The organism is Burkholderia sp. Bp8991 (assembly GCF_003853795.1).
Lineage (GTDB): Bacteria > Pseudomonadota > Gammaproteobacteria > Burkholderiales > Burkholderiaceae > Burkholderia.
The window spans coordinates 66239-91854 of record NZ_QTQJ01000023.1 but is presented as its reverse complement, the minus strand read 5'-3'; the positions used below and the strand labels follow the sequence as shown (position 1 = coordinate 91854).

The following is a 25616-nucleotide window of genomic DNA, read 5'->3' as shown; positions in this document are numbered from 1 at the left end:
CGTCAGCTCCCGTACACGCGCTGCGCGGGCCGCGCATCGGCGAGCAGCCGCGCGACCGCCGGGCCGACCTCGGCCGGCGCCCAGCGCGCGCCGCGATCGACGCTCGGGCCGGTGCGCCAGCCTTCGGCCACCGCGATCATCCCGCCCGCGACCTCGAACACCTGGCCCGTCACGTCGGCCGACAGCGCGCTGCCGAGCCACACGACGAGCGGCGCGACGTTGGCCGGATCGAAATAGTCGAAGCCGCCGTCCTCGGGCTTCTTCATCATGTCGGCGAACACGCCTTCGGTCATCGACGTGCGCGCGGCCGGCGCGAGCGCGTTCACGCGCACGCCGTAGCGCTGCAGTTCGACCGCCTGCATCAGCGTGAGCGCCGCGATGCCGGCCTTCGCCGCGCCGTAGTTCGACTGGCCGATCGAGCCTTGCAACCCGGCGCCGGAGCTCGTGTTGACGATGCGCGCGTCGACCGGATGGCCGGCCTTCGCGGCGTCGCGCCATACACGCGCCAGCACGCTCGACAGGCAGAAGTGGCCGCGCAGGTGTACGCGCATCACGTCGTCCCAGTCGGTTTCGGTCATGCTGGTGAACATCTTGTCGCGGCAGATGCCTGCGTTGTTGACCAGCACGTGCACGTCGCCGAATGCTTCACGTGCGGCGTCGACGATCCGCTGCGCGGTGTCGATCCTGGTGATGTCGTCCGAATTCGCGAGCGCGCGGCCGCCGCGTCGTGCGATCTCGTCGCACACGGCCTGCGCTGCCTCGTGCCGGATGTCGTTGACGACGACCGCCGCGCCCTCGGCCGCGAACGCGAGCGCGTATTCGCGCCCGAGCCCGCCGCCGGCGCCGGTGATGATGACGGTGCGTCCGTTACAGATTCCCATGCTGATGCCTCCTGGATCGAGAGATCGTGAAAGTGACGCGCTCACAGGCGCTCGATGATCGTGACGTTCGCGAGACCACCGCCTTCGCACATCGTCTGCATCCCGTAACGTCCGCCGGTGCGTTCCAGTTCGTGCAGCAGCGTCGTCATCAGCCGCGCGCCGGTCGCGCCGAGCGGATGGCCGAGCGCGATGCCGCCGCCGTTCGGGTTGGTCTTTTCGTGCGGGAAGCGCGTGTCGGCAAGCCAGGCCTGCGCGACCGACGCGAACGCCTCGTTCATCTCGACGACGTCGATATGCGCCCAGTCGAGTCCGCTCTTCGTCAGCGCAACCTTGGTCGCCGGGATCGGCGCGGTGAGCATCCACAGCGGATCGTCGCCGAGCACGCTCAAGTGATGAATGCGCGCGCGCGGTGTGAGGCCGTAGCGCTTCAAGGCATCTTCCGACACGATCAAGAGCGCCGCGGCCGCATCGCAGGTCTGGCTCGCGACGGCGGCCGTCAGCGAGCCGCCCGGCATCAGCGGTTCGAGCGTCGCCATCTTGTCGAGCGACGTGTCGGGGCGCGGCGTTTCATCGTGAAGGACGCCTTCGAGCGGCACGATTTCCCGCTTGAAATGGCCGGCCTCGATCGCCGCCACCGCACGGCGATGGCTCTCCAGCGCATAGCGTTCCATCGCGTCGCGCGACAGGTTCCAGTGATCGGCGATCCGTTGCGCGGCGACGAACTGCGATACCGGCGCGTCGCCGAAACGCGCGCGCCAGCCGGTGCTGCCCGAGAACGGGTCGTTGAAACCCAGCGACACCGCGCTCGTCATCGCGGACGAGATCGGGATCTGCGTCATCGTCTGCACGCCGCCCGCAACCACCACGTCCTGCACACCGCTCATCACGGCCTGAGCGGCGAAGTGCACGGCCTGCTGCGACGAGCCGCACTGGCGGTCGACCGTCACGCCCGGCACCTGCAGCGGCAACCCGGCCGCGAGCCAGCAGGTGCGCGCGATGTTGCCCGCGAGCGGGCCGATCGTGTCGACGCAGCCGAACACCACGTCGTCGTATTCGTCGGCCGGAATCGCGTTGCGTTCGACGAGCGTCTTCAGCACGAAGCCGCCGAGGTCCGCCGCGTGCACGTGTGCGAGCCCGCCTTTGCGGCGGCCGGTCGGCGTGCGCAGCGCGTCGACGATATAGGCTTGTTTCATTGATTGGTTTCCTCGAAGTCGAAGGTCTGCGCGGGGCCGATCGGCAATGCGTCGCCGAGGATCGCGTCGGCCACGCGGGCCTTGTGGAACGCGGTGTCGCCCCAGCTGCCGGAGAACGCCCAGATCCGCTTCATGAAGATCTGCAGGTCGAGCTCCCACGTGTAGCCGATCGCACCGTGAACCTGCATCGTGTGGCGCGCGGCCAGCTGCGCGGCGGCGCTCGCCGCGAGCTTCGCGTGCGACACCAGCACCGCGCGCTGCGGGTGATCGTCGGCGATCGCTTGAGCCGCGCGCGCGACCACCGGCCGCGCGAACTCGTAGCGGATCGCGACGTCGGCGAGCAGGTGCTTGAGCGCCTGGTACGAACCGATCGCCTTGCCGAACTGCTTGCGCTGCGCGCTGTAGTCGATCGCGACGTCGAGCACGCGTTGCGTGAGGCCGAGCAACTGCGCGGCCACCGCGAACGCGCCGTGGTCGAGCGCGCGATCGAGCAGCGGCGCGGCTTCGTCGGCGCCCGCGATGCGCGTGGCCGCCGACGGTTCCCAGTCGAGCGTGAACAGGCGCCGCGACGGGTCGACGCTGTCGACCGCGCGCCACGCGCACTGCGCGGGATCGACGCGGTGCAGCTCGCCGCGGTGCTCGCAGAGCAGCGCCTGCGCGACGTGCACGTCGGCCGCATACGGGTTCACCGGATGCACGAGCGCGACACGCGCGCGCCCTTCGGCGATGTCGCGCAGCAGCGCGTCGCGCCAGCCGCTGGCGGGCAGCCGCGCGAGCACGCCGGCCGATACCAGCGCCGTGTCGAGCAGCGGCTCCGGGCTGCCGAAATAGCCGTAGGCCTGCGCGAGCAGCGCCCATTCCGCTTCGGTCAGGCCGAGGCCACCGTGCGCTTCGGGCACCGACACGGCGGTCAGCCCCTGCGACGCGAACAGCGACCACAGCGCGTCGGAGCGGCCGGTCGGCGTGGCCCACAGCTCGCGGATCAGCTCCGGGGTCATCTCGGTCATCAGCAGGCGCTTCACGCTGTCCGCGAGCGCTTCCTGGTCTTCATCGAATACGAAATCCATACGATGTCCGTTCAGTGAGGGAATCGCCGGCGCGCTCACGCGCGCGGCATGCCGAGCATCCGTTCGGCGACGATGTTGCGCTGGATCTCGTTGGTGCCCGCGTAGATCGGGCCGGCCTGCGCGAACAGGAAGCCGTCGAGCCAGTGGCCGAGCGTCGCGTGCTGCGCGGCCGTCTGCGGGACGACCTCGCCGTGCGCGCCGAGAATGTCGAGCGCGGTCTGGTGCATCCGCAGGTCCAGCTCCGACCAGAACACCTTGTTGGTGCTCGATTCCGCGCCGATATGGCCGCCCTTCAGCAGCCGGCTTGCGGTCGCATAGGTCGACAGCGCGTACGCCTGCGCGTCCATCCACGCCGACACCACGCGTTCGCGCAGCGTCGGGTCGCGATCCGCGCTGTCGCGGTGCGCGAGATACAGGTCGCGCAACGCCTGCGCGGTGCGCTGGAACCGCGCGGGCGAACGCAGCATCAGCCCGCGCTCAAAGCCGGCCGTCGCCATCGCGACCTGCCAGCCCGCGCCTTCGGCCGCGAGGCGGTTCTCGACCGGCACGCGCACGTCGTCGAAGAAAATCTCCGCGAAGCCCGTCTGCCCGTTGAGCTGGCGGATCGGACGCACCGTGATGCCCGGCGCGGACAGCGGCACCATCAGGAACGTGAGCCCGTGGTGACGCGACGATTCGGGATCGCTGCGGAACAGCCCGAACAGCCAGTCGGCCCACACCGCGCGGGTCGACCAGATCTTCTGGCCGTTGAGCACGTATTCGTCGCCGATGCGGATCGCCGTCGTGCGGATCGCGGCCATGTCCGAACCCGCGTTCGGCTCCGACCAGCCCTGCGCCCACACGTGCTCGCCGGCCGCCATCGCGGGCAGGAAGCGCGCCTTCTGCGCGTCGGTGCCGAAGTCCATCAGCGTCGGGCCGAGCAGGAAGATGCCGTTCTGGTTCACGCGCATCGGTGCGTCGGCGCGCCAGTACTCTTCCTCGAAAATCAGCCACTCGATCAGGTCGCAGCCGCGCCCGCCGAGTTCGCGCGGCCACGTGACCATGCTCCAGCGGCCCGAGTGCAGCGTGCGCTCCCATTCGCGGTGCGCGGCGAAGCCTTCCTCGGTATCGAAGCTCGGCAGCCGCTCGCGCGGCACGTGCGCGGCGAGCCATGCGCGGATTTCCGCGCGGAACGCCTGCTGTTGCGGCGTATAGGTCAGGTTCATGCGCGTGCCTCCTCGACGCCTGCCTGCGCGTCGAACCGCGCGTCGCGCTTCTCGACGAATGCGGCGCGCGCCTCCGTCGAGTCGTTCGTCATGTACGCCTGCAGCGTGAAGCCCTGCTCCCAGCGGTACTTGCCCTCGAGATCGCCGTCCTCGACGCCGTTCAGCGCCTCCTTCGCGAGCCGCACCATCGCCGGGCTCTTCTCCGCGATCTTGCGGGCGATCGCGAGCGCCGCGTCGCGCAACGCGTCGCGCGTCACGACCTGCTCGAGCGCGCCAAGCCGGTACGCCTCGGCTGCGTCGATCATGTCGCCGGTGAAGTACATCGCGCGCACCTTCTGCACACCGAACAGTCGTTGCAGATGCGCGCCGCCGCCCATCGCGCCGCGGTCGATCTCCGGCACGCCGAAGCGCGCGCAGTCGGCCGCGACGACGATGTCCGCCGCGCCGCAGATGCCGATCCCGCCACCGAGCACGAAACCGTGCACGGCCGCGATCACCGGCTTCGGGTTGCGGTGCACCGCGCGGAACGTCTCGTAGTTGCCCGCGTTGACCGACACGATCCGCTCCGGATGCGCGGCGAGTTCCTTGATGTCGACGCCCGCGCAGAAGCCGCGGCCTTCGCCGCGCACGACGATCACGCGCACGTCGTCGTCCTCGCCGAGCGCGTCGAGCGCGCGCGCGAGCGCATGCCAGCCCTGCGCATCGAGCGCGTTCACGGGCGGATGGGCGATCACCAGTTCGGCGATGCCGTCGGCGCGCTCGATCCGGAACGGCGTCGCGCCGCCCGGTTGATTGGATGCAGTCATCTCCAAAGCCTCCCTGTGATGTTTTTTACGCAGCCTGTGCCGCGGTCGCGCCGCGCAATGCGGCCAGCGCGTCGAGCCGCTCGCCGGCTTCCGCGACGATCCGCGCGATCAGCGCATCGCACGATTCGATCGCGCCGATCATCGCGGCCGCCTGGCCGCTCGGCAGCACGCCTTCGTCCGGCCGCCCCTCGACGATCGCGCGCTGGATCAGGAACGGCGCGTTCGCGGCCATCAGCGTCTGGCTCGCCGTGTAGTCGTGCGAGCGCAGCGCCTTGATCGCGAGGCCGAGCATGTCGCCCGTGCTCAGCCCGTTCTGTCGCCGCCACGCTTCGGCCGTCTTCAGCGCGAACCACGTGCGGCGCAGCGGGCCGAAGCGTTCGAGCTTCAGCAGGTACGGGTTGTCGATCATCCGTTGCGGCAGCCCGTCGAGCGCGTCCGACACGCGGATCCGCGCCGGGTCGCCGACCGCGACGTAGCGGTCGAGCGTTTCGCGCGGCACCGGCGATTCGGCGCTCATCAGGAAACGCGTGCCCATCGCGATGCCAGCTGCGCCATACGCGAGTGCGGCCGCCAGCCCGCGGCCGTCGAAGAATCCGCCGGCCGCGACGACCGGCACCCGCACCGCGTCGAGCACCTTCGGCAGCAGCAGCGTGGTCGGCACCGAGCCCGTGTGGCCGCCGCCTTCCGCGCCCTGCACCGTCACGATGTCCGCGCCGAGCTCGACCGCCTTCGACGCGTGCTTCGGCGCGCCGACGGTCGGCATGCAGACGATGCCGGCGTCCTTGAAGCGGCGAATCGTCTTCGCGTCCGGCCCGCGGCCGTAACTGACCGCACGCAGCTGGTGCTTGATCGCGAGATCGACCACCTGTGCGGCGTTCTTCTGGAACATGTGGAAATTGATGCCGAACGGCTTGTCGGTCAGCGACTTCACCTTCAGGATCTCGGCCTCGACCTGCCCGGGTTCGAGCGTCGCGCCGGCGAGGAAGCCGAAGCCGCCCGCGTTGGCGGTCGCCGCGACTAGCCGCGCGTCGGCCACCCAGCCCATCGCGGTCTGCACGATCGGGTAGCGGCAGCCGAGCAGGTCGCACAGCGGCGTATGCAACGTCGTGCTCATGCGGCGGCTCCGTTGACGGCGGCCGGTGCCGCATCGGCCTGCGCTTCGTCGTCCGCCGGTTCCGGCTTGCGCTGCGAGCTGGCCATCTTGCGGGCGTCGTAGCCGCCGAGGCGGTCGCCGCTGACGAGCTCGTTGTGCGCATGCGCGAAGTGGTGCCATGCGAACGCCGCGTCCATCGCCGCGCGCTTGCCCTGCAGTTCCTCGACGTGGTTCAGCGCCTGCTTGGTCAGCGTGAGGCCGAGGCGCGGCATCGTCGCGATCTTCGCGGCGATCGCGTAGGTTGCATCGCGCAGCCGCTCGCGCGGCACCACGCGGTTGACCATGCCCATCTGATACGCGCGCTCGGCCTGCATCCGCTCGCCGAGGAACAGGAACTCCTTCGCGATGCGCGGGTTCAGCTCGTACGCATGCGCGAAATACTCGACGCCGGGAATCCCCATCCGCACGACCGGATCCGCGAAGAACGCATCCTCCGACGCGACGATCAGGTCGCACACCCATGCGAGCATCAGCCCGCCCGCGATGCACGCGCCCTGCACCATCGCGATGGTCGGCTTCGGCAGGTCGCGCCAGCGCCGGCACATCCCGAGGTACACCTCCTGTTCGCGCGCATAGAGGAATTCGCCGCCCTCCTTGTCGACGTGGTCGTACCACAGCGACGCGCGGTCGAACGACTCGTGGATGTCGCGGCCCGGCGTGCCGATGTCGTGGCCCGCCGAGAAATGCTTGCCGGCGCCCGCGAGCACGATCGCCTTCACCGCGTCGTCGTGCGCCGCGCGCCGGAACGCCGCGTCGAGCGCATACGTCATCTTCGAGTTCTGCGCGTTGTGATACTCGGGACGGTTCATCGTGATCGTCGCGATGCCGTCCTCGACCGCGTAGTCGACGACACCGTCGCCGAACGTCATCTGGGTCGCTTCCATGTCGGACCTCATCCGCGGCGCGGCGCCGGATTGTTGCGCACGATCGTCGCGCGCAGGTTGTGAGGGTCGAGCGCACGCACGATGCGCAGGTCTTCCGCATTCGGCGCGGCCGTCGTGCCGAGGTCGGGCGCCGCGATCAGCGGGAAGCCGGTCGCGTCCTGCACTTCGTCGAAGCTCACGCCCGGATGCAGCGAACGCACGCGGATCGCGTGGTCGGGCCCGCCGAAATCCATCACGCACAGGTCGGTGACGATGCTGCGCAGGTCGACGAAGGTCTTCATGCCAGGCAGCCGGCGCGCCGGGTTGTAGCCGACCGTGCACACCATGTCGACTTCGCCTGCGACGAACGTGCGCTTGCCGTGGCCGCTCACGAAAAACGAGTTCGCGTGGTTCGTCGAGTTGCCGGGGAAGCCGCGCGCGCCGAGCAGCTGCGTCTTCGGACGCGCGTAGTCGTCGCCGAGCCACGAGATGTTCGCCTGGCCGAAGCGGTCGATCTGCGTCGGCATCACCAGCGCATGACGGCGGCCGTGCCACAGGCAGTCGAACACGCGCTCGTAGGTCATCCAGCCGCTCGCCTGCACGCGATAGCCGTCGGGACGCGGCCCGAGAGGGATCGGCGCCTCGACGAGATACGCTTCGCCGTCGGTCAGCATCAGCCCGCTGTTGTACGCGAGCCGCGCGAGGCCGGCCGCGAGCCGCGGGCCCGTGCCGATGCCGGTCGCCAGCACTTCGCCGTCGTCGCGCCAGAGTCGCGCGGACGCGACGATCATCAGTTCCGCGAGGGAATGGTCGAGAGATTCGCTCACAGGCGCTCCTTTACAGAATCGGCAACGGCAGCGTCGTCACGTGCGACAGCCCGCCGACGCCTTCGAGATACTGGCGTTCGTCCTGGCCGACCACGTCGCGCAGGTAAGCCGCCGTCTTCGCATCGTCTTCCGCGCTCGCGCAGTACGCGCGCAGGTGCGGCAGGTCCCAGCCGTAGTCCGGCCCGCACGACGTCGGGTGCGCGCCGCCCGGCGCATGCACGACGCCGGTGACGAGCGAGCGCTCGAACGGGTTGCGGCGTGCGGCGTCGAGGTCGTCGCTCGCGAGCGACGCGTCGACCGTTTCCGCCGACACGTAGCAGCGCTGCGCGGCGCGCGCCATCCACGCATCGAAGAACGGATCGGGACCGTCGATGCGCGTGTTGCCCATCCGGTCGGCCGCGTTCACGTGCAGCAGCGCGACGTCGAGTTCGATCGCCGGCATCGCGAGCAGCGTTTCGCCGTCGTCGTACGGCGATTGCACCGTGCGCAGCTGCGGCGCGTGATCGAGCAGCGCGGTGCCGAGACCGGCGCGCGTCGGCAGGAACGGCAGGCGCGCGCCGGCCGCGCGCAGGCCGAGCTGCAGCATCCCTTCGTCGAGTTCCAGCACGTCGACGCGGCCCTGTTCGCGGGCCCGGCGGAAATGCGGCTCGAGCGGAATCACGTCGAGCGACACGAAGCCGAACACCGCCTTGCGCGCCTTGCCGGCCGCGCACAGCAGGCCGATGTCGGCGCCGCCGTACGCGACGATCGTCAGGTCCTTCAGGTTCGAGCGCGCGATCTCGCGCACCAGTGCCATCGGCTTGCGCCGCGGCCCCCATCCGCCGATGCCGATCGTCATGCCGTCGGCGAGTTGCGCGACCACGTCGCGCGCGGACATCGTCTTGTCGAGAGGTTTCATCGTCATCGTGCTGGCTTACCGGTATCCGATGCTGAAATCGTGGCCCCACTGGCTCACCTTCGTGGCCTCGAACACCGCATGCTTCGACCAGTCGACCGTGAGGCCGCCGAAGCCGTATTCGAGATCGAAGCCGCCGGGGGTCTTCATGTAGAACGAGATCATCTGGTCGTTGCAGTGGCGGCCGAGCGTCGCCGACATCTTCACGTCGTGCGCGGCGACCCGATCGAGCGCGCGGCCGACTTCGTCCATCGAGTCGACTTCGGCCATCACGTGCACACAGCCCGACGGCACCGCCATCTCGAACAGCGCGAGGCTGTGATGGCGCGCGTTGCGGCAGTGCATGAAGTGAATGCGCTTCTCGGGTTCGGCGGGGTCCGGCGTGAACTTCACGCGGTAGATGTCGGACAGCTCGAAGCCGAGCACGCCGCGCACGAACGCGTCGGTCGCGTCGAACTGCGGCGCGGGCAGCACCGCGTGGCCGAGCCCCATGTCGCCGGTGACGAAGCGCGCGACGCCCAGCGGCGACACGAAACGGCGGAAGTCGCAGCGCGCGCCCCAGTACAACTCGTGGCGGTTGCCGGACGGGTCGGTACACCACGCCATCGCCTGCACGCGGCGCAGCGCGGCTTCGTCGCGCGTGGCGCGCACGGCCTCGACACCCGCCTGCCGCAGTGCCGTCAGCGCGGCGTCGAACGCGGCGCCGTCGGGCAATTCCCAGCCCGACGCGAAATAGCGGTCGGTCGCGCCGGGGACGATCACGTAGCGGAAATCGCGCTCGTCCATCTTCAGGTACAGCGCGCCGTCGGGCGCGTCGAGCGCCTGCATGCCCAGCACGTCTTCCGCGTAGCGGCGCCACGCATCGACGCGGGTCGCCTCGACGACGACGTAGCCGAGCGCACGGACATCGATCATGTCGGCCTCCTCCAGGTTCAGAATCCGTTGTTCGTGAAAGGATTCTGGCCGGTCGGGGATGGCGTCACATCGTCTGTTGGGACGAGAGCGGGCGGGTGTTTCAGGACGACGCCGGCCGGGAGAGGACCGGGAATCGGACGCGCGCTAAAGCCCGGCGATACGGGTTGCAAGCGGGCGATGCGCGACGGAGAACGCGCAAGGGAAGAAGGCGGGAAGCGATGGCGGATTGCCGCGACGCGGCAACCCGGCTCACTCGAACGGGTTCAGCAGCCGGACGCCGGTGCGGGCGAAATCGTCGACATTGCGCGTGACGACCGTGAGATCGTTGATCAGCGCGGTGGCCGCGATCAGCTTGTCGAGTGCGTGGGCCGGGTCGGGCACACGCAAATGGCCCCACATCTGGCTGGTCTCGAGATCGACCGGCAGGATGTTCGACGCATAGCCGGACAGAATCGTCGCCATCCATGCCTCGAGCGCCGACGCCTGCGGATGATCGCCGCGATGGCGGATCAGATCGACGCCGCGCCGAAGTTCGGCCACCGTGACGATCGACAGGTAAAGCGGGCTCGCGTCGGCCTCGGCCTGCCTGAAGAACCCGCGCACGCCGCGGTTGGTTCGCTTGCCCTTCCTGATCTCGCTGATGACGTTCGTATCAATCAAAAACACGCCTGACCTCGCCGGAATCCTGAACACGTTGGAAATCCGCGTCTTCGCCGACGTCCGGCATGCTCATCAGCACTTGCGCGAATGTCCTTCGCTTCGGCCGGCCGAGCGCATCGGCCAGAATGGCCCGATGTTCGGCCTCGGCACTCCTGCCGTTCGCCGCAGCCTGCTCTCGAAGGCTCTGAACGATACTGTCATCCACGTTACGCACCAGAAGATTTGCCATGAGTCCCTCCATCCAGATTGCTATCAATGATAGCGCCAACGCGGTGAATTGCAAGCATTGCTATCATCGTCGTGATCGGACGGCAGCCGGGTGTCGGCGTTGGCCGGCGGCAGCGGACGGGATGAAGCCACCCACGTTCCGCCGTCGGCCCGACGCGTCGAACTGCTTTTGACCAAGGTAATCCAGCCGCGGCGACGAAAAAAGACGGCCGAATGGCCATTCACCGACGGATAGTCTGCGCCGGTGGGGGATGTCCGACGCGCGCCGCACGACCATCACCAGCGCCGCGACCAGAATCACGGACGTGATCGGCGACATCGTGCCGGTAACGACTGCGACGAACGCCTGGGCCGGCACGGTCCAGGTGAGTGCCAGGACAATCGATTCGAGCCGGTTCGGCCGGACGTTCCGGCAGTCGAGCAACAGGCAACGGGAAGGTCTGCGGATGCGGCCACGGCACGAAAGCGTCGAACGGCCGGAGCGCGGCCGTGCCATAACGCGCGTCCCGCTCAGAACCGGTACGAGATCCCGATCTGCAGCACCGGGTACCACCGATACCGCGACATCACGCGGTTCAGTTCGTCGAGGCCGCTGGCGGTCAGAATCTGGCTCTTCTGCGGTCCGGCCGCGGCGGCGAGTTGCGGCGACAGCGTGTACGAGCAGCGCGGGATGCCGTACGCGACGCCCAGGTCGGCGACGAAACCGAGCCCCTTCGACGCCGGCCGGTGCCCGTAGCCGATCCCGACATACGGCATCACGGTCGGATAGCGTGCCTCCGCGACCGCGTACATCCCGGGGAGCGCCGGATAACGCTTGCCGGCGAACACGTAGGTCCCGTCGGTGGGCACCGACACGCCGCGGATATCGTCGTCGTTGAAGCGCAATCCGATCGTCGCGCGAAAGCCGCTGCCGCGCCACGGAAAGATGTCCGCATAGAGGCCGCCTTGCCGCAACTTGATGTCGTCCTGGTAGCGGTTGCCGGCCACCGTGAAGTCATGCGTCAGATTGATCGCGTTGAAATCCGCGTGCGCGCCCAGCACCGAATTGAAGCTGACGGCCGCGCCGATGCCGACGCCCTGCGTGCCGCCCTGCAGGTAGATTTCCTGTGCGTGCGCGCCGGCCGTGACTACCATCGCCAGCGCTGCCCATTGGTTCATTGTCATTTTCACGGGCGTCCCCCCGACATGTGCCGGGCGCGCCGACCCGCCACGTGCAGCGCATGTCGCCACGCGCGGCGGGTCCCCCGGCACGACATCTTGCAAGCAAGCTTGCTGTTTGACGGATCGAGCGTACGATGCCCGTGCGTGCCGCCGATACGACGCAGCGTGTCCGGCACGACGGGCCGCTATCCCGCGGCTCGATCCGATCCCCGATATTTCGATGTCGTTACGTGCCGCTCCCGCGATTTGTCGTTGCCATCAGTCGCGATTGTGTCGAGCGGCCCCGACCTAACCGCAAGGCATGTGCCATGCGGCGCGAACCGGCACGGGACAAGCGTCGCGGCCAAACGTCCGCGGTGATGCGGGGGAGAATCGACGGAAATGTTTCAGGAACGCATCTGTTTTCGGCACGTCAGCACCGTGCCCGATGCAGCGGAGCGATGCATCGGGTGCCGCGACGCGCGCCGGGCAAGCACGCGCGGCTGTCGACACGCGCGACATCGCAACGGCGTGCAAGCACGTGTGACGTCACGCATGGCAGGAAATGTTTCATCGACGTGACCTCGCGCGAGTCGCGCGTGGTCAGGATGCGAGAAGCGCGCAGCGCGGATCAGGGTGAATACCGAGGACGGTGCGCGCGCAACCAGTTGCCGCCGCGACGGCCGTTCATGCGCTTCGACGCATGCATGCGGGCAGTCGCTCCCGGGCGCCTGCGGCGCGAAGATCCGGGATCGATACGGCGGATTCGGCGCCGAAAGCAACCGAACGTTCGTCTGCCGGGCCCGCTCTCCCGAGCGGGCTCCGCGCATCCGCTACAACCCGTACCCGCCCGAGACGTTCAACTGCTGCCCCGTGATGTAGTTCGCGCGATCCGACGCGAGGAACACCGCCGCACGCCCGATATCGTGCGCCTTCCCCCAGCGCTTGAGCGCGAGCATCTTCTGCGTGTCGTCGATCCACGCCTGGTCGAACTGCCCCTGTTCGAGCAGCACCGGAAACATCCCGGCCTCGATCACGCCGACCAGGATCGAGTTCGCGCGAATCTCGTGACGGCCTTCCTCGCGCGCGAGCCCCTTCACCAGCGCCTCGTTCGCCGCCTTCGGCGCGACCGACAAACCGTCGCGATCCGGCCAGCGCAGATGCCCGGCCGAGCCGAGCGTGACGAACGACCCGCCGCCCGACGCACGGAAATGCGGCAACGCGGCCTTCGCCGCATTGAAGAAGCCGACCGTCTCGACCGCGATCGCACGGTGCCAGTCGTCGTGCGTCATGTCGCCGATGCGACGCTGGTTCACGAACGGGCCGGCCGCCCACACGATCGTGTGCACGCGGCCGTGCGCGCCGATCGCGGCCGCGAGCGCGGCATCGATCTGCGCGGGAGCGGTCACGTCCGCGCAATGCGTGGTGGCCGCGACGCCTGCGGCGCGCACCTCGCGCGCGACGCGCTCGGCCACCTCGGCCTTGCTGCGGTAACCGAGCGCGACCGGCACGCCGGCGCGCGCGAATTCGAGTGCGACGCCCTGCCCGATTCCGCCGCTGCCGCCGAACACGAGTACCGCGCCCTGCGGAAATCCGTTGTCGTTCATCCGTTCGTCCCGTTGATTTCGTGCCGTGCGCCGGCGTTCAGGCCGCCGCTTCGGTGCCCGCGCGCAGCCGGTACTTCAGCACCTTGCCGGCCGCGCTCGTCGGCAGTTGCTCGACGAACGTGAAATGCCGCGGCACCTTGTAGTTCGCCATGTTGCTGCGCGCCCAGTCGTTCAGTGCGTCGGCGTCGGTGTGCGCGCCGGGACGCAACACGACATACGCATGTCCGACCTCGCCGAGCCGCGTATCGGGCACGCCGACCAGCGCGACCTGCGCGATCGCCGGATGCGCGGCCAGCAGCCGCTCGATCTCGGCCGGATAGCAGTTGAAGCCGCCGACGATGAACATGTCCTTGATCCGGTCGGTGATCTTCAGGTTGCCGTTCGCGTCGACACAGCCGAGGTCGCCGGTATGCAGCCAGCCGTCGGCGTCGACGGCTTCGCGCGTCGCATCCGGCTGGTTGAAGTAGCCGCGCATCACGTTGTAGCCGCGCACCCAGATCTCGCCGGTCTCGTCCGGCCCGAGCGCCGCGCCGTCCGGCCCCGCGATGCGCAGCTCGACACCCGGCATCGGGCGGCCCGACGTAGAGGCGACCGTCTCCGCGTCGTCGCCGTGGCGGCACAGCGTCGCGAACCCGCACGATTCGGTCAGTCCGTAGCCGGTCAGCACGGTCTCGAAGCCGAGCTCGGCGCGCATCCGCTCGATCAGGCTCGGCGCGATCGCGGCCGCGCCCGTCACCGCGATCCGCAGCGACGACAGGTCGCGCGTCGCGCGATCGGGCGCATCGAGCAGCGCGTAGTACAGCGTCGGCGGGCCGGGCAGCACCGACACGCGTTCGTCGGCGATGCGGCGCAAGACGTCGGCCGGCTGGAACACGAGATGCGGCAGCACGGTCGCGCCGCTCGACAGCGCGGCGAGCCAGCCGGCCTTGTAGCCGAACGTATGGAAGAACGGATTGACGATCAGGTAGCGGTCGTCCCGGCGCACGCCGGCGATCGTCGCCCACGCCTGCGCGGCGCGCAGGTTCTGTCCGTGCGCGGTCATCACGCCCTTCGGGCGGCCCGTCGTGCCGGACGTGAACATCAGGTCCATCACGGTATCCGGCGTCACCTGCGCCTCCCGCTCGCGCACGGCGGCGAGCGGCACCGCCGCGCCGCGCGCGAGGAATGCATTCCAGGTTTCATCGTGCGCGCCGGACGGCGGCTCGCCGTCGAACACGACGACGCGTTCGAGCGTCGCGGGCCGGTGCGGCGCGAGCAGCGCCGGATAGGATTCGCCGAGGAAGGTGCCGCAGCAGAACAGCAGCCGCGCGCCGCCGTCGTGCAGGATGCCGCCCACCTCCATGCCCTTCATCCGCGTGTTGACCGGCACGAGGATCGCGCCGACGGTGTGGATCGCCAGCGCCGCGACGATCCATTGCGGCAGGTTCGGCGCCCATACGGCGACCCGGTCGCCGGCGTCGATGCCGCTCGCGAGCAGCGCGCGCGCCGCTTCGAGACGCGCCGCATCGAGTTCCGCGTAGGTCAGCCGGCCGTGCTCCGACTCGATCGCCGGATGCGCGCCGTGGCGCGCGGCAGCCCGCGCGATCAGCGCGGGCGTGGTGAGGATTTCGTTGTCCATCGTCATATGCGTCGAAACAGGGTTGCCGTCGGTGCCATCGACACGTCGCGGCTCAATCGGGGAACACCACGCGCAGCGCGTCGCTCGCGGGCCGCGCGCAGCAGGCGAGCGTCCAGCCCGCCGCGATCTCGTCGTCGTCGAGCACGTGGTTGCTGTCGAGCGTCACCGCGCCGCGTTCGACGCGGCACATGCACGCGCCGCACTGCCCCATCCGGCAGGAATTCGGCGCAGGCAGGCCGGCGCGCAGCATCGCGTCGAGCAGCGTTTCGCCGGGCGCGCTGTCGAACGCGAACGCCTCGCCGTCGAGCACCGTCTCGATCGCCGCGCCTTCACCGTCGCCGTCGCGATCGTCGTCGCCGGACGCCGCCGCCGTTGCGGTCGATGCCGCCGGATCGGCCTGCGCCGGCGCATCGGGCAGCGACGCGAAGCGCTCGACATGCACGCGCGCACGCGGCAGCCCGAGGCCGAGCATCGCGGCGAGCGCGTTCTCCATGAACAGCGCCGGCCCGCAGATGAACGTCTCCTGCTGGCTGAACGGCCGCGCGAGTTCCTCGAAATGCCGCTGCAGCGGCACGCCCTGCACGCTGTCGAGCCAGTGGATCACGCGCAGGCGGCCCGGGTGGCGGTGCGCGAGCTGCCGCAGTTCGTCGCGGAAAATCACCGCGCGCTCGTCGCGGTTCGCATAGATCAGCGTCAGCATCCCGCGGCCGTGCACCAGCGCCGATTTCAGGATCGACAGCACCGGCGTGATGCCGCTGCCGCCCGCGAACAGCAGCAGGTCGCCGTCGAGCGTGCGCGGCGTGAAGACGCCGGCCGGCGGCAGCACGTCGAGCGCATCGCCCGCGCGAATGCGGTCGCACAGCCAGTTCGACGCACGGCCGTCGCGCACGCGCTTGACGGTGATCTTCGGCGCCGCGTCGATGCCCGGCGCGCTCGACAGCGAGTAGCAGCGCGCGACGGTCGAGTCCGTGCATGGCACGTTCAGCGTCAGGAACTGGCCGGGCCGATACGCGAACGCATCGCGCAACGCGGCGGGCACGTCGAACACGAACGAGCACGCGTCGTCGCTTTCGGCGATGACGTCGGCCACGGTCAGCCGGTGAAAACGGGGATCGCTCATCGCCGGCTCCTCATGCAGTGCGAGCCGCGCCGGCCGCACCCGCCGAAGCCGTATGCCAGCCGGCTTCTCCCGCACGGCACCGCGCGTCGTTCGACGCCAGCGCCAGCGCTGGCGCTGGCGCAACACCGGCGAACGCGTTCAGCACCTGCGTTTCCGCCGCGCCGATCAACTGCACGAACTCGTGCACGATCGTTGTGTCCGCACCATTCTCGATATTGCGGTTCAATCTGCGTGTCATGGATCGTCTCGTTCCGATGCGGAAAAACGCGCACCGCCGTCACGCGGCCGCGCGGGCCGCGGGCGCGCCGGGCGTCGTGTACGCACCGTCGAGATAGACGAGCGGATCGACGTCACCGCTCATCAGCACCTCGCGAATGCGCCCGATGAACACCGTATGCGTGCCGTATTCGAAGCGGCCGTCCTGCTCGCACACGAGGCTCGCCTGCGAATCGTGCAGATACGGCACACCCAGCGGCGACGTGTGCCACTCGCCGGTCGTGAAGCGCGCCTCGCCCTTCAGACGGCCGCTGCAATCGATCGCGATGCCTTCATGCCGTGCCGACAGCACGTTCACGCAGAACGGTGCCCCCGCATCGAGCGGCGGATACAGCGACGCATTGCGGTTGATGCAGATCAGCAGCGACGGTGGATCGGTCGACAGCGAATCGACCGCCGTCGCGGACATCGAGTAGCGCCGGCCGTCGTGCGCGCTGCTGATGACCGTGACGGAGCGCGCGAGGCGGCGCATCGCGAGCAGCATGTCGGTGCGCAGCGGATGGGTGGTGAGATCGCTCATGGTTGGACTCCGTCAAGTTCTGTCGTGGACGGCCGGGCTGACCGGCCGCCGGCGTCGGCCGCTTGCGCGGCCAGGTGGTCGGCGGCGATGAACCCGAAGGTCATCGCCGGACCGAGCGTCGAGCCCGCGCCGGGGTAGCTCGCGCCCATCACCGATGCACTGGTGTTGCCGATTGCATAGAGGCCGTCGATCGGCGCGCCGTCGGCGCGCAGCACGCGCGCCTGCGCGTCGGTGACGAGCCCGCCCTTCGTGCCGATGTCGCCCGCGTCGATCCGCACCGCGTAGAACGGCGCCTCGTCGACCGGCCCCAGGCACGGATTCGGCCGGTTCTTCGGATCGCCGTAGTACGTGTCGAACAGGTTGTCGCCCTTGCCGAACGCTTCGTCGATACCGGTTGCCGCGTAACGCGCGATATCGCGCAGCGTGTCGTGCAGCCCGGCCGCATCGACGCCGATCCGCACGGCGAGCGCGTCGATCGTGTCGGCTTTCACGAGCACGTCGCGAAACGCGTCCGGAATGCGGGAATCGGGCATCATCGACGCCGGCATGATCGGCCCGCACGGATACTTGCGGCGAAAGCGCGCGTCGAACACCATCCACGCCGGCACGCACGCGCCGGTGCGCGCATGGTCGCGATACATCGCCGGCACGAATTCCGAATACGGCGCGGCTTCGTTGACGAAGCGCTTGCCGAGACCGTTGACGATCACGCAGCCGGGCAGGTTGCGCTCGACGAACAGCGCGCGTTGCTTCTCCTCGCCCGCGACGCCGACCGTAGGCGCGCCCCATACGTGTTCCATCAGCGCGAGCGCGCCGCCGAGCCGGTGGCCTTCGGCGATCGCGTCGCCGGTGTTGGCCGGCGGCGTCGCGCTCCATTGCATCTGCGTCGGTTGCGGCAGGTAGCGCTCGCGCATCGGCTGGTTGCGCTCGAAGCCGCCCGCGCCGAGGATCACGCCGCACCGCGCGGCGATCGTCACCGGCTGCCCGAAGCGCTGCGCGCGCACGCCCGTCACGCGGCCGTCGACGTCGAGCAGGTCGCGCATCGGCGTGTCGAGCCACACGGGCACGTTGCGCTCGAGCAGCGCGCGGCGCAGCCCGCCGATCAACGCGTTGCCGAGCGTCAGGCGCCGGTCGCGCCGCGTGCGGCGGCGCACGCCGAAATCGAGCCAGTAGCGGCCGAACTGCGCGATCGCGAGCCTCATGAAGCCCGGCCCGCGCGAGAACAGCGTGTGCGCCTCCTTCGACGTCACGGCCACGCGGCCGCCGATCAGCGTGCCGGGCGACGGCGGACGCAGCCGGTCGAGTTCGTCGCCGAGCAGCCCGCCGTCGAACGGCAGCGGATCGAGCGCGCGATAGCCCGGCATCGCGCCCGGCAGCTTCTGGAAATAGTCCGCGTACTTCGGCAGCGCCTGGTAGCGCACCGGCGTCTTCGTTTCGAGGTAGCGCAGCATCTCGGGCGCCTGGTCGAGATACGCGTCGAGCCGCTCGCGCGACGATGCGCCGGCCGTGCACGCGTCGAGATAGCGGCTCGCAGCCTCGCGCGTGTCGGTCGCGCCGAGTTCCGCGATATGGTGATTGCACGGCACCCAGATGCCGCCGCCCGAGACCGCCGACGTGCCGCCGTACAGCGCCGTCTTCTCGATCACGACGACGGACAGCCCGCGGTCGGCCGCGCGGCAGGCCGCGAGCAGCGCGCCCGCGCCCGAGCCGACGACCACGACGTCGAACACGTATTGCTGCGCTTGCGTGTCGTTCATCGCCGCCTCGTCAGATGAAGTAGTCCGTGTTCTCGCGGCCGAGCATCACGGCGCCGAGGTTCTGGCCGAAGCGGTCCACGTTGTTCGCGTAGTGCGCGCGGGCCGCGTGCAGGTCGAGGAAGCGGCGCACCAGCGGATTGCGGTGGTAGATGCCATTGCCGCCCGCATAGCGCAGCAGCGCGTTCGCGGCCTGCGCGCAACGCTCGGCGACCTGCGCGGACTGGTAGCGGAAATGCACGCGTCGCTCGATCGACACGGCCGGGCCGCCCGTCACCGACGCCATCAGTTCCGCGAAATTGCGCTCGAGCAGCACCTTCATCTCGTCGATCGCGACGGCCGCGTTCGCGCACGCGTTCTGCGCGCCCGGATCGTCGGTCGTCTTCGTGCCGCTGTTGGCCGACACGCGCGTGGCCGCATAGCCGGTGAAATCGTCGAGCGCGCCCTGCAGCGCGCCGATGCACGAGGTGCACACCGCGCGCACGAAGATCTGCGCGAACGGCAGCCTGAACAGCGGCGCGTCGTTGACGGCCAGGCCCGGGCTCGTGCCGATCATCCCGTCGATCGCCTTGTGCGTGCGGTACGCGGGCACGAACACGTCGTCGACGACGATGTCGTGGCTGCCGGTCGCGCGCAGGCCGAGCACGTCCCAGTCCTGCTGGATCCGGTAGTCGGATTTCGGCAGCAGGAAGGTGCGGTATTCCGGCGGCTGGCCGGCCTCGGCCGGCGGCACCAGCGCGCCGAGGAACACCCATTCGCACAGCTCGCTGCCGCTCGAGAACTTCCAGTGGCCGGACAGCCGGAAGCCGCCTTCGACCGGCGTCACGCGGCCGACCGGCATGTAGGTCGACGCGATCAGCGTCGCGGAATCCTTGCCCCACACGTCCTGCTGCGCGCGCTCGTCGAACAGCGCGAGCTGCCAGTTGTGCACGCCGACGACGCCGTACACCCATGCCGTCGACATGCAGCCGCGCGCGAGCGCCATCTGGATGTCGAAGAAGGTTTGCGGATCGAGCTCGTAGCCGCCGTAGCGTTTCGGTTGCAGCACCTTGAAGAAGCCGGCGGCCTGCATGTCGGCGATCGTCTCGGCCGGGATGCGGCCCTGCGCTTCCGCCTGCGCGGCGCGGCCGGCCAGCGTCGGCGCGAGCGCCTCGGCCCGGGCGATCAGCGTGGCGGCCAATGCGTTCGAATCGTTGTCGCGATGCACGAATGTCTCCTGTGATACGGAGCGCGCGCGGCGGCGCCCACCCCGGTCTCTCTTTAAGTGATTCGTCGCGGGCGGCGCCGCGAGCGAGGGTTCCTGCCGACGATGGTCGGCTTCGCGCGGCCGCGCCGCATCGTCCGAAGGGACGACGGGCGCGGCGTGGCGCGACACGCCTCGCCTTATGCGCAGGCGCGCTCCTGTTCCTTGTTGAAGAACGGGATCACGTGCTCGCCGATGTTGCGGATCGTCTCCATCTGCGCGTCGTGCGGCACCGTGCCCATCTGGCACAGGAACAGCACTTCGTCGACGCCCGCTTCCTGCAGGCGGCCCACGTAGCCGATGCAGTCGTCCACCGTGCCGTACGCATGGTTCGGGTTCATCATCGCGAGCGCCGGATCGGCGAAGTTCACGACGACTTCCTCCGACGCGAAGCGCGAGCGGATCACCATCTCGCCGGTATCGGCCTGCACGAGGTCGTCGCCCCACTTCGCCGGGTCCGGACGCTCGCCGCCCGTGTACCAGTACGCGAGCGATTCCATGAAGTAGCGCTGGCCACGGATGCCGATCTTGCGGGCCTTCTGGCCGTCGGCCATCACGACCGTCGGGCACAGCGCCGCGAGGTGCTGGGTCGGGCGGAAGCCGACCTGGTCTTCCGGCTTGCGGTTCGCCCACGCTTCGCGATAGATCGCGTTCTTCTTCGCGACCTCATCGGGCCCGCCGAAGCCGAGCACCAGCGCGCCCATACCGCGCTGGCCGGCGCGCAGCAGCGCGTCGGTGTTCGTGCAGGCGAGGTACATCGGCGGATGCGGATCCTGGAACGGCTTCGGATGGATCGGACGCTTCGGAATCTTGATGTACTTGCCGTCGTGCTCGATCTCGTCCTGCACGAACATCTTCGGCACGAGATACATCGACTCGTCGATCATCGGCTGCAGTTCGTTGAGGTCGTAGCCGAACGCGCCCGCTTCCTGCTGGCTGCCGCCCTTGCCGACGCCGAAATGCACGCGGCCGCCCGACAGGATGTCGAGCAGCGCGACGCGCTCGGCGACCTTGATCGGATGGTTCATCGCCGGCGGCAGGCACACGACGCCGTGACCGAGGCCGATGCGCGTCGTGCGGCCGGCCAGGTACGCAAGGAAGGTTTCCGGCGCGCTCATGTGCGCATAGTTGGTCAGCGACGTGTGCTCCACGCACCAGATCGTGTCGAAACCGACCTGCTCGGCCAGCAGCGCCTGTTCGACCGTCTCCTTGAACACCCGGTGGTCGCCCTCGCGCGATGCGTCGGTGGTCTGGGCTTCGTAGATGAGGGAAAACTTCATTGCGTGCGTCTCCATGTATGTTGGACGAGTCGGGGTCGCGCAGGCCGCCCGCACGATACGGACGAATAGCGACGGTCCACGGATGGGAGTGTCGGCGCGCGGGCCCGCCCGGGCATCGTCTGTTTGGAGTAACGGCACGCATGCGGGGACAGAGGGGTTTCACCGTCGTCCGATCGGACTGCGTCGCGGCCGGCACCGCGCGCTAGCATCGAACGACGGTGCGGTGCGCGCCGGGCACATCACGACAAGGGAGAGAGGGAATGAAGGTATCGATGCTGCTGTACCCGGTCGACGACATCGACACGGCGCTGCCGCTGTTCGTCGACGGACTGGGCCTGAACGTGAAGTTCCGCGACGGCGACCGCTATTGCGCGCTCGACGGCGGCCCGCTGACGATCGCGCTGGTCGCCGGCGACGAGCAGATCGTCGAGCGCGCGGCGCTCACGCTGCGGGTCGATGAGGATGACGACCTTTACGCGGCGATGGCGCGGGTCGTGAAAGCCGGTGCGTCGGTGCGCGTGCCGGTGCAGGCCGGCCCGCACGAATACCGCGCGGTGCTGGAGGACAGGAACGGCGCGCTGCTGGTGCTTTCGCAGAAACGCGCGGCATGACACGGCGGTGCGTGGTGCGTGGTGCGTGGTGCGTGGTGCGTGGTGCGTGGCGCGCGGTGCGTGGCGCGTGGCGCGTGGTGCGCGGTGCGTGGCGCGCGGTGCGTGGCGCGCGGACCGGCCGGCGGGGACCCGGCCGGATGCCGCGCGACGCGTCGCCGTCCGGTAACGACGTGCGCTACCCGCTTTGATCGACCGCGCCGGGCGCGCGCAGGTCGCTGGTTTCCGGTAGCTCGAGCAGCGTGCCGGCCGGCTGGCCGAGCCGCTTCGCGGCGCGCGCGATGCATTCGACGTCGGGCAGCGCGGGCGGCCGGTCGCCGTTCAGCGCATCGAGGCATCTTCCCGATGACCACCGGAATCGGTACCATCGAGTGCTCGTAGACCGGCCGTGCGCCGGCGCGCGCCCGCTGTTGCCGGGCCGCGCCGCCCGTCGCGTCGCCGCCGCGCCGGTCGCCGCACTTCCCGTTTCGTCATGTCCCGCGAACCCTCACACTCCGCGCTGCTGTGGATCGTCGCCGCCGCGTTCTTCATGCAGTCGCTCGACACCACGATCGTCAACACCGCGCTGCCGTCGATCGCACAAAGCCTGCATGCGTCGCCGCTCGCGATGCAGCCGGTCGTGGTCGTCTATACGCTGACGATGGCGATGCTCACGCCGGCGTCCGGCTGGCTCGCCGACCGCTTCGGCACGCGCCGCGTGTTCTCGCTCGCCATCCTGGTGTTCTCGCTCGCATCGATCGGCTGCGCGGCGTCGCACACGCTCGGCCAGCTCGTCGTCGCGCGCGCCGTGCAGGGCATCGGCGGCTCGATGCTGCTGCCGATCGGGCGGCTCGCCGTGCTGCGCCGCGTGCCCGGCGAACGGTACGTCGCGGCGATCGCGTTCGTGTCGATCGCCGCGCAGCTCGGCCCGATCGTCGGGCCGACGCTCGGCGGCTGGCTCACGCAGGCGATTTCCTGGCACTGGGTGTTCATCGTCAACGTGCCGGTCGGCATGGTCGGCTTCATCGCGGTGCAGCGCTTCCTGCCGCACGACCAGGCGATGCAGCCGCCGCCGTTCGACTTTATCGGCTGCGCGCTGCTGTCGGTCGCGATGATCGCGTTGTCGCTCGCGATCGATCCGCCGATGCGCGCGCACCGCGCCGGCTGGGCGATCGGGCTGGCCGTGCTCGGCGTGGCAAGCGCGCTCGCGTACCTGCCCCATGCGCGGCGGCGCGCGCAGCCGCTGTTCCGGCTCGGGCTGTTCCGCGAGCCGAACTTCGGCGCGGGGCTGCTCGGCAACCTGCTGTGCCGGATCGGCACGAGCTCGGTGCCTTTCATGCTGCCGCTGCTGATGCAGGTGCAGCTCGGCTATACGCCGCTGCAGTCGGGGATGATGCTGCTGCCGGCCGCGATCGCCGGCGTGATCGCGAAACGCTGGATCGCGCCCCTCGCGAAACGCTTCGGTTATGCGACGTTCCTGGTCGTGAACACGGGGATCGTCGGTGGCGCGATCGCCGGGTTCGCGCTGGTGTCGGCCCGGCCCGCGCCGGTGCTGGAGATGGCGTTGCTGGTCGTGTTCGGCGCCGCGAACTCGATGCAGTTCGCCGCGATGAACGCCGTGACGCTCAAGGGCCTGTCGCACGCCGACGCCGGCAGCGGCAACAGCCTGTTCACGATGATGCAGATGCTGGCGATGGGGCTCGGCGTATCGATCGGCGGCGGGCTCGTGAACCTGTTCGCCGCGCATTGGGGCTCGATGGCGAACGGCTTCATGCTGTCGTTCGTCTGCATGGGCGCGGTCACGCTGCTGTCGTCCGTCGTGTTCCGGCGGATCGATACCGCCGCGCCGCCGCGGCCGGTCGCGCCGCGGCCGTCCGCGTAAGCGCCGCCGCGGGCAGGCGCGGCCGTCAGTTCACCGGGCGGCGCTCGACGACCCGCTTGAGCACCCAGCGGATCGACGAACCGTCGGCCGGCGGCTGCGCGACGCGGTATTCATCGACTTCCAGCACATATTGATAGCCGGGCTGGTACGCAAAGCCCTCGATGCCCGCGTACCACAGGCTCCACGGCTCGGCCGGACTGCTGCGCACCTGCAGGCAGTCCATCGGCGCGACGCCCGTGCAGCGCGCCGCCTGCGGCGCGACATAAACGGTCCGGGTCGCGGGCCGGCCGTCGGCCGGGCGGTCCGCGCGTGCATCCGGCGCGGCCGCGCCGGTCTGGCATCCGGCGAGCAGCGTGCTGCCGGCAATCAAGGCCGCGCCGAGCAGCGTTCTGGTGTTGCGATTCATCCGATGGTCCTCGGGAAGCGTTGGCGGGCCGTTTAGACGAATGCTGCGCCGGCAAAGTTCACAAATGGCTTGCAGCGCGCGCGCCGCCACCCTCATTCGTGGGATGTCACGTCTGCACGGGCACGTTACCGTATTCCGGTGCAGGCAACCGCGCGCCGCCGCCGGCGGTCCGCATTCGCGCATGCACGCACCCGCACGCCCGGCGCACCGCGACCCGGCGGCGGCAACAGGAGACAACCCGATGACCACGGCGCCCCCGGCCCTTCCCCCGTGCCTTGCCCAATCGAAACTGACGCTCGAGCAGTACGACGCGCTGCTCGCGACAATCTACGAAGGCCCGCTGGAAGACGTGCCGTGGGGCGGCGCGCTCGAACAGATCCGCGTGCACCTGGACGCGAACTACGTGACGATGATCCTGCGCTGGCCCGCCAGCGGCCACGCGGGGCTGATGGTCAATGCGTCCGCGGCGAGCGCGCCGCTGACCGGCGTCGCGTCGTACAACAACTACTATTACGCGCTCGATCCGTTCGTGAACCTGCCGAGCGATCGCGTCGTCACCGTCGACGAGCTGCTCGGCGTCGGCGTGTGGCGCAGCAGCGCGATGTATCGCGAGTTCCTCGAGCCGTTCGACGTCGGCTACCTGATGGGTGCCGACCTGCGCACGCCCGACGGGATCGAATGCCGCTTCCGCGTGTGCCGCTCGCATCACGGCCGCGCGTTCTCGGCGACCGACAAGGCCGTCTGCAATGCGCTGCTGCCGCACCTGAAGCGCGCGGTGCGGCTGCATGCGAAGTTCGGGATGGTCGAATCGGAGCGCACGCTGTATGCGAGCGCGATCGACCGCATGCTCGTCGCGACCGCGATCCTCGACGAGCGCGGCACGATCATGAAGACCAATTCCGTCGCGGACGAGATCTTCGCCGAATGCGACGGCCTGCGCGTGCGCGCCGGTGCGCTCGAGGCATCGTATCCGCTGGAGGACCGCAAGCTGCAAAAGCTCATCCGCCAGGTGCTCGCGGAGCGCGCGGGCGGAGCGCCGTCGGTCGCGCAGGCGATTGCCGTGCCGCGCCCGTCCGGCAAGCCGCCGCTCGGCGTGCTGATCCGCACGGTCCCGCTCAGCGAATGGTCGGAGGACAATCCGCGCCGGCCCGCGTGCGCGATCTTCATCCGCGATGCGGAGCGCAAGTCGCAGGCGTCTCACGACATCGTGCGCAAGCTGTTCGATCTCACGCCGGCCGAGACCGCGCTGGCGCTCGCGCTCGTCAACGGATCGACGCTCGAGGAAGCGGCCGACGAACTCGACATCAGCAAGAACACCGCGCGCTCGCACCTGCGGGCGATCTTTTCCAAGACGGGTGTCACGCGACAGGCGACGCTCGTGCGGACGTTGCTGAACAGCGTGTTGTCGCTGGGGTGAGGTGTTCGACAGGCCGGGAAGCCGGATTCGTGGACGGGTTGCTCCCGACGCCGGAAAGCCGGAAGCGGTCTGC

The 25616-nt window shown here is 69.5% G+C and carries 26 protein-coding genes and 1 pseudogene; 3 read left to right on the top strand and 24 right to left on the bottom strand.

Translation table 11 applies throughout. The annotated features are described in order from the left end of the window. Positions 1–2: 2 nt before the first annotated feature. From DIE02_RS24385 to DIE02_RS24275, 22 genes are all read right to left on the bottom strand, one after another. On the bottom strand, positions 3–881 hold the full coding sequence (locus DIE02_RS24385) for an SDR family oxidoreductase (protein WP_044845667.1): 879 nt from the start codon (positions 879–881) through the stop codon (positions 3–5). A 41-nt stretch (positions 882–922) separates the two neighbouring features. After that, positions 923–2074 carry an acetyl-CoA C-acetyltransferase gene (locus DIE02_RS24380; protein WP_124484686.1) on the bottom strand — a complete coding sequence of 384 codons (1152 nt, stop codon included), beginning with the start codon at positions 2072–2074 and terminating at the stop codon, positions 923–925. Beyond that, a complete protein-coding gene (locus tag DIE02_RS24375; protein ID WP_124484685.1) occupies positions 2071–3141 on the bottom strand; it encodes an acyl-CoA dehydrogenase family protein in 1071 nt (356 codons plus the stop codon). Before DIE02_RS24375 ends, DIE02_RS24380 begins: the two co-directional genes overlap by 4 nt. A 35-nt stretch (positions 3142–3176) precedes the next feature. Then, complete coding sequence (locus tag DIE02_RS24370; RefSeq protein WP_124484684.1) at positions 3177–4346, bottom strand: acyl-CoA dehydrogenase family protein; 1170 nt, start codon at positions 4344–4346, stop codon at positions 3177–3179. After that, complete coding sequence (locus DIE02_RS24365; RefSeq protein WP_124484683.1) at positions 4343–5152, bottom strand: enoyl-CoA hydratase family protein; 810 nt, start codon at positions 5150–5152, stop codon at positions 4343–4345. The genes DIE02_RS24370 and DIE02_RS24365 overlap by 4 nt, the downstream gene beginning before the upstream one ends. 25 nt (positions 5153–5177) lie before the next feature. Continuing rightward, the gene (locus tag DIE02_RS24360) at positions 5178–6266 is read right to left on the bottom strand and encodes a nitronate monooxygenase family protein (protein WP_044845672.1); all 1089 of its coding nucleotides are present in this window, start codon (positions 6264–6266) and stop codon (positions 5178–5180) included. Continuing rightward, positions 6263–7189 (bottom strand): enoyl-CoA hydratase, encoded by a 927-nt coding sequence (locus tag DIE02_RS24355; protein ID WP_124484682.1) that lies wholly within the window; start codon positions 7187–7189, stop codon positions 6263–6265. Before DIE02_RS24355 ends, DIE02_RS24360 begins: the two co-directional genes overlap by 4 nt. A gap of 8 nt (positions 7190–7197) precedes the next feature. Then, the gene (locus tag DIE02_RS24350; RefSeq protein WP_124484681.1) at positions 7198–7995 is read right to left on the bottom strand and encodes a CoA-transferase subunit beta; all 798 of its coding nucleotides are present in this window, start codon (positions 7993–7995) and stop codon (positions 7198–7200) included. A 10-nt stretch (positions 7996–8005) separates the two neighbouring features. Beyond that, on the bottom strand, positions 8006–8899 hold the full coding sequence (locus tag DIE02_RS24345; protein WP_124484680.1) for a CoA transferase subunit A: 894 nt from the start codon (positions 8897–8899) through the stop codon (positions 8006–8008). 9 nt (positions 8900–8908) lie between these two features. After that, positions 8909–9805 carry a VOC family protein gene (locus tag DIE02_RS24340; RefSeq protein ID WP_124484679.1) on the bottom strand — a complete coding sequence of 299 codons (897 nt, stop codon included), beginning with the start codon at positions 9803–9805 and terminating at the stop codon, positions 8909–8911. A gap of 249 nt (positions 9806–10054) precedes the next feature. Beyond that, a complete protein-coding gene (locus DIE02_RS24335) occupies positions 10055–10471 on the bottom strand; it encodes a type II toxin-antitoxin system VapC family toxin (protein ID WP_185500362.1) in 417 nt (138 codons plus the stop codon). Beyond that, positions 10458–10694 carry a FitA-like ribbon-helix-helix domain-containing protein gene (locus tag DIE02_RS24330; protein WP_014899176.1) on the bottom strand — a complete coding sequence of 79 codons (237 nt, stop codon included), beginning with the start codon at positions 10692–10694 and terminating at the stop codon, positions 10458–10460. Before DIE02_RS24330 ends, DIE02_RS24335 begins: the two co-directional genes overlap by 14 nt. A gap of 63 nt (positions 10695–10757) precedes the next feature. Further along, positions 10758–11189 (bottom strand): hypothetical protein, encoded by a 432-nt coding sequence (locus tag DIE02_RS36130; protein ID WP_260427223.1) that lies wholly within the window; start codon positions 11187–11189, stop codon positions 10758–10760. A 14-nt stretch (positions 11190–11203) separates the two neighbouring features. Beyond that, positions 11204–11851 (bottom strand): hypothetical protein, encoded by a 648-nt coding sequence (locus tag DIE02_RS24320; RefSeq protein WP_409362213.1) that lies wholly within the window; start codon positions 11849–11851, stop codon positions 11204–11206. Positions 11852–12666: 815 nt separating this feature from the next. Next, positions 12667–13440, bottom strand: coding sequence for an SDR family NAD(P)-dependent oxidoreductase (locus DIE02_RS24315; RefSeq protein ID WP_124484676.1), 774 nt, complete (start codon positions 13438–13440; stop codon positions 12667–12669). A gap of 37 nt (positions 13441–13477) precedes the next feature. Continuing rightward, entirely contained in the window at positions 13478–15064 is a 1587-nt protein-coding gene (locus DIE02_RS24310; protein WP_124484675.1) for a FadD3 family acyl-CoA ligase, read from the bottom strand. A gap of 46 nt (positions 15065–15110) precedes the next feature. Further along, positions 15111–16178 (bottom strand): ferredoxin--NADP reductase, encoded by a 1068-nt coding sequence (locus DIE02_RS24305; RefSeq protein WP_124484674.1) that lies wholly within the window; start codon positions 16176–16178, stop codon positions 15111–15113. A 10-nt stretch (positions 16179–16188) separates the two neighbouring features. Continuing rightward, positions 16189–16416, bottom strand: a complete 228-nt coding sequence (locus tag DIE02_RS24300) for a hypothetical protein (protein WP_124484673.1) — start codon at positions 16414–16416, stop codon at positions 16189–16191. Positions 16417–16455: 39 nt separating this feature from the next. Next, positions 16456–16974, bottom strand: a complete 519-nt coding sequence (locus DIE02_RS24295; RefSeq protein ID WP_044845681.1) for a flavin reductase family protein — start codon at positions 16972–16974, stop codon at positions 16456–16458. Beyond that, positions 16971–18731, bottom strand: a complete 1761-nt coding sequence (locus tag DIE02_RS24290; protein ID WP_124484672.1) for an FAD-dependent oxidoreductase — start codon at positions 18729–18731, stop codon at positions 16971–16973. Before DIE02_RS24290 ends, DIE02_RS24295 begins: the two co-directional genes overlap by 4 nt. A gap of 10 nt (positions 18732–18741) precedes the next feature. Then, the gene (locus DIE02_RS24285) at positions 18742–19935 is read right to left on the bottom strand and encodes an acyl-CoA dehydrogenase family protein (protein ID WP_124484671.1); all 1194 of its coding nucleotides are present in this window, start codon (positions 19933–19935) and stop codon (positions 18742–18744) included. A gap of 176 nt (positions 19936–20111) precedes the next feature. Continuing rightward, positions 20112–21251, bottom strand: a complete 1140-nt coding sequence (locus DIE02_RS24275; RefSeq protein WP_044845714.1) for an LLM class flavin-dependent oxidoreductase — start codon at positions 21249–21251, stop codon at positions 20112–20114. Positions 21252–21511: 260 nt separating this feature from the next. On the opposite strand from DIE02_RS24275, the gene DIE02_RS24270 reads away from it, so the two are divergent. Continuing rightward, positions 21512–21862 carry a VOC family protein gene (locus DIE02_RS24270; RefSeq protein WP_124484670.1) on the top strand — a complete coding sequence of 117 codons (351 nt, stop codon included), beginning with the start codon at positions 21512–21514 and terminating at the stop codon, positions 21860–21862. Positions 21863–22037: 175 nt separating this feature from the next. On the opposite strand, the pseudogene DIE02_RS36125 reads toward DIE02_RS24270, so the two are convergent. Next, positions 22038–22184 (bottom strand): annotated as a pseudogene (locus tag DIE02_RS36125) (LysR family transcriptional regulator); the annotation flags it as partial. A 147-nt stretch (positions 22185–22331) separates the two neighbouring features. Here DIE02_RS36125 and DIE02_RS24260 point away from each other — a divergent pair. Next, positions 22332–23720 (top strand): DHA2 family efflux MFS transporter permease subunit, encoded by a 1389-nt coding sequence (locus DIE02_RS24260; RefSeq protein ID WP_124484669.1) that lies wholly within the window; start codon positions 22332–22334, stop codon positions 23718–23720. Positions 23721–23745: 25 nt separating this feature from the next. On the opposite strand, the gene DIE02_RS24255 is transcribed toward DIE02_RS24260, so the two are convergent. Beyond that, positions 23746–24126, bottom strand: a complete 381-nt coding sequence (locus DIE02_RS24255; RefSeq protein WP_124484668.1) for a DUF4377 domain-containing protein — start codon at positions 24124–24126, stop codon at positions 23746–23748. A gap of 241 nt (positions 24127–24367) precedes the next feature. Here DIE02_RS24255 and DIE02_RS24250 point away from each other — a divergent pair, with 241 nt between their 5' ends. Continuing rightward, positions 24368–25543, top strand: coding sequence for a helix-turn-helix transcriptional regulator (locus DIE02_RS24250; protein ID WP_124484667.1), 1176 nt, complete (start codon positions 24368–24370; stop codon positions 25541–25543). The last annotated feature ends 73 nt before the right edge of the window (positions 25544–25616 follow it).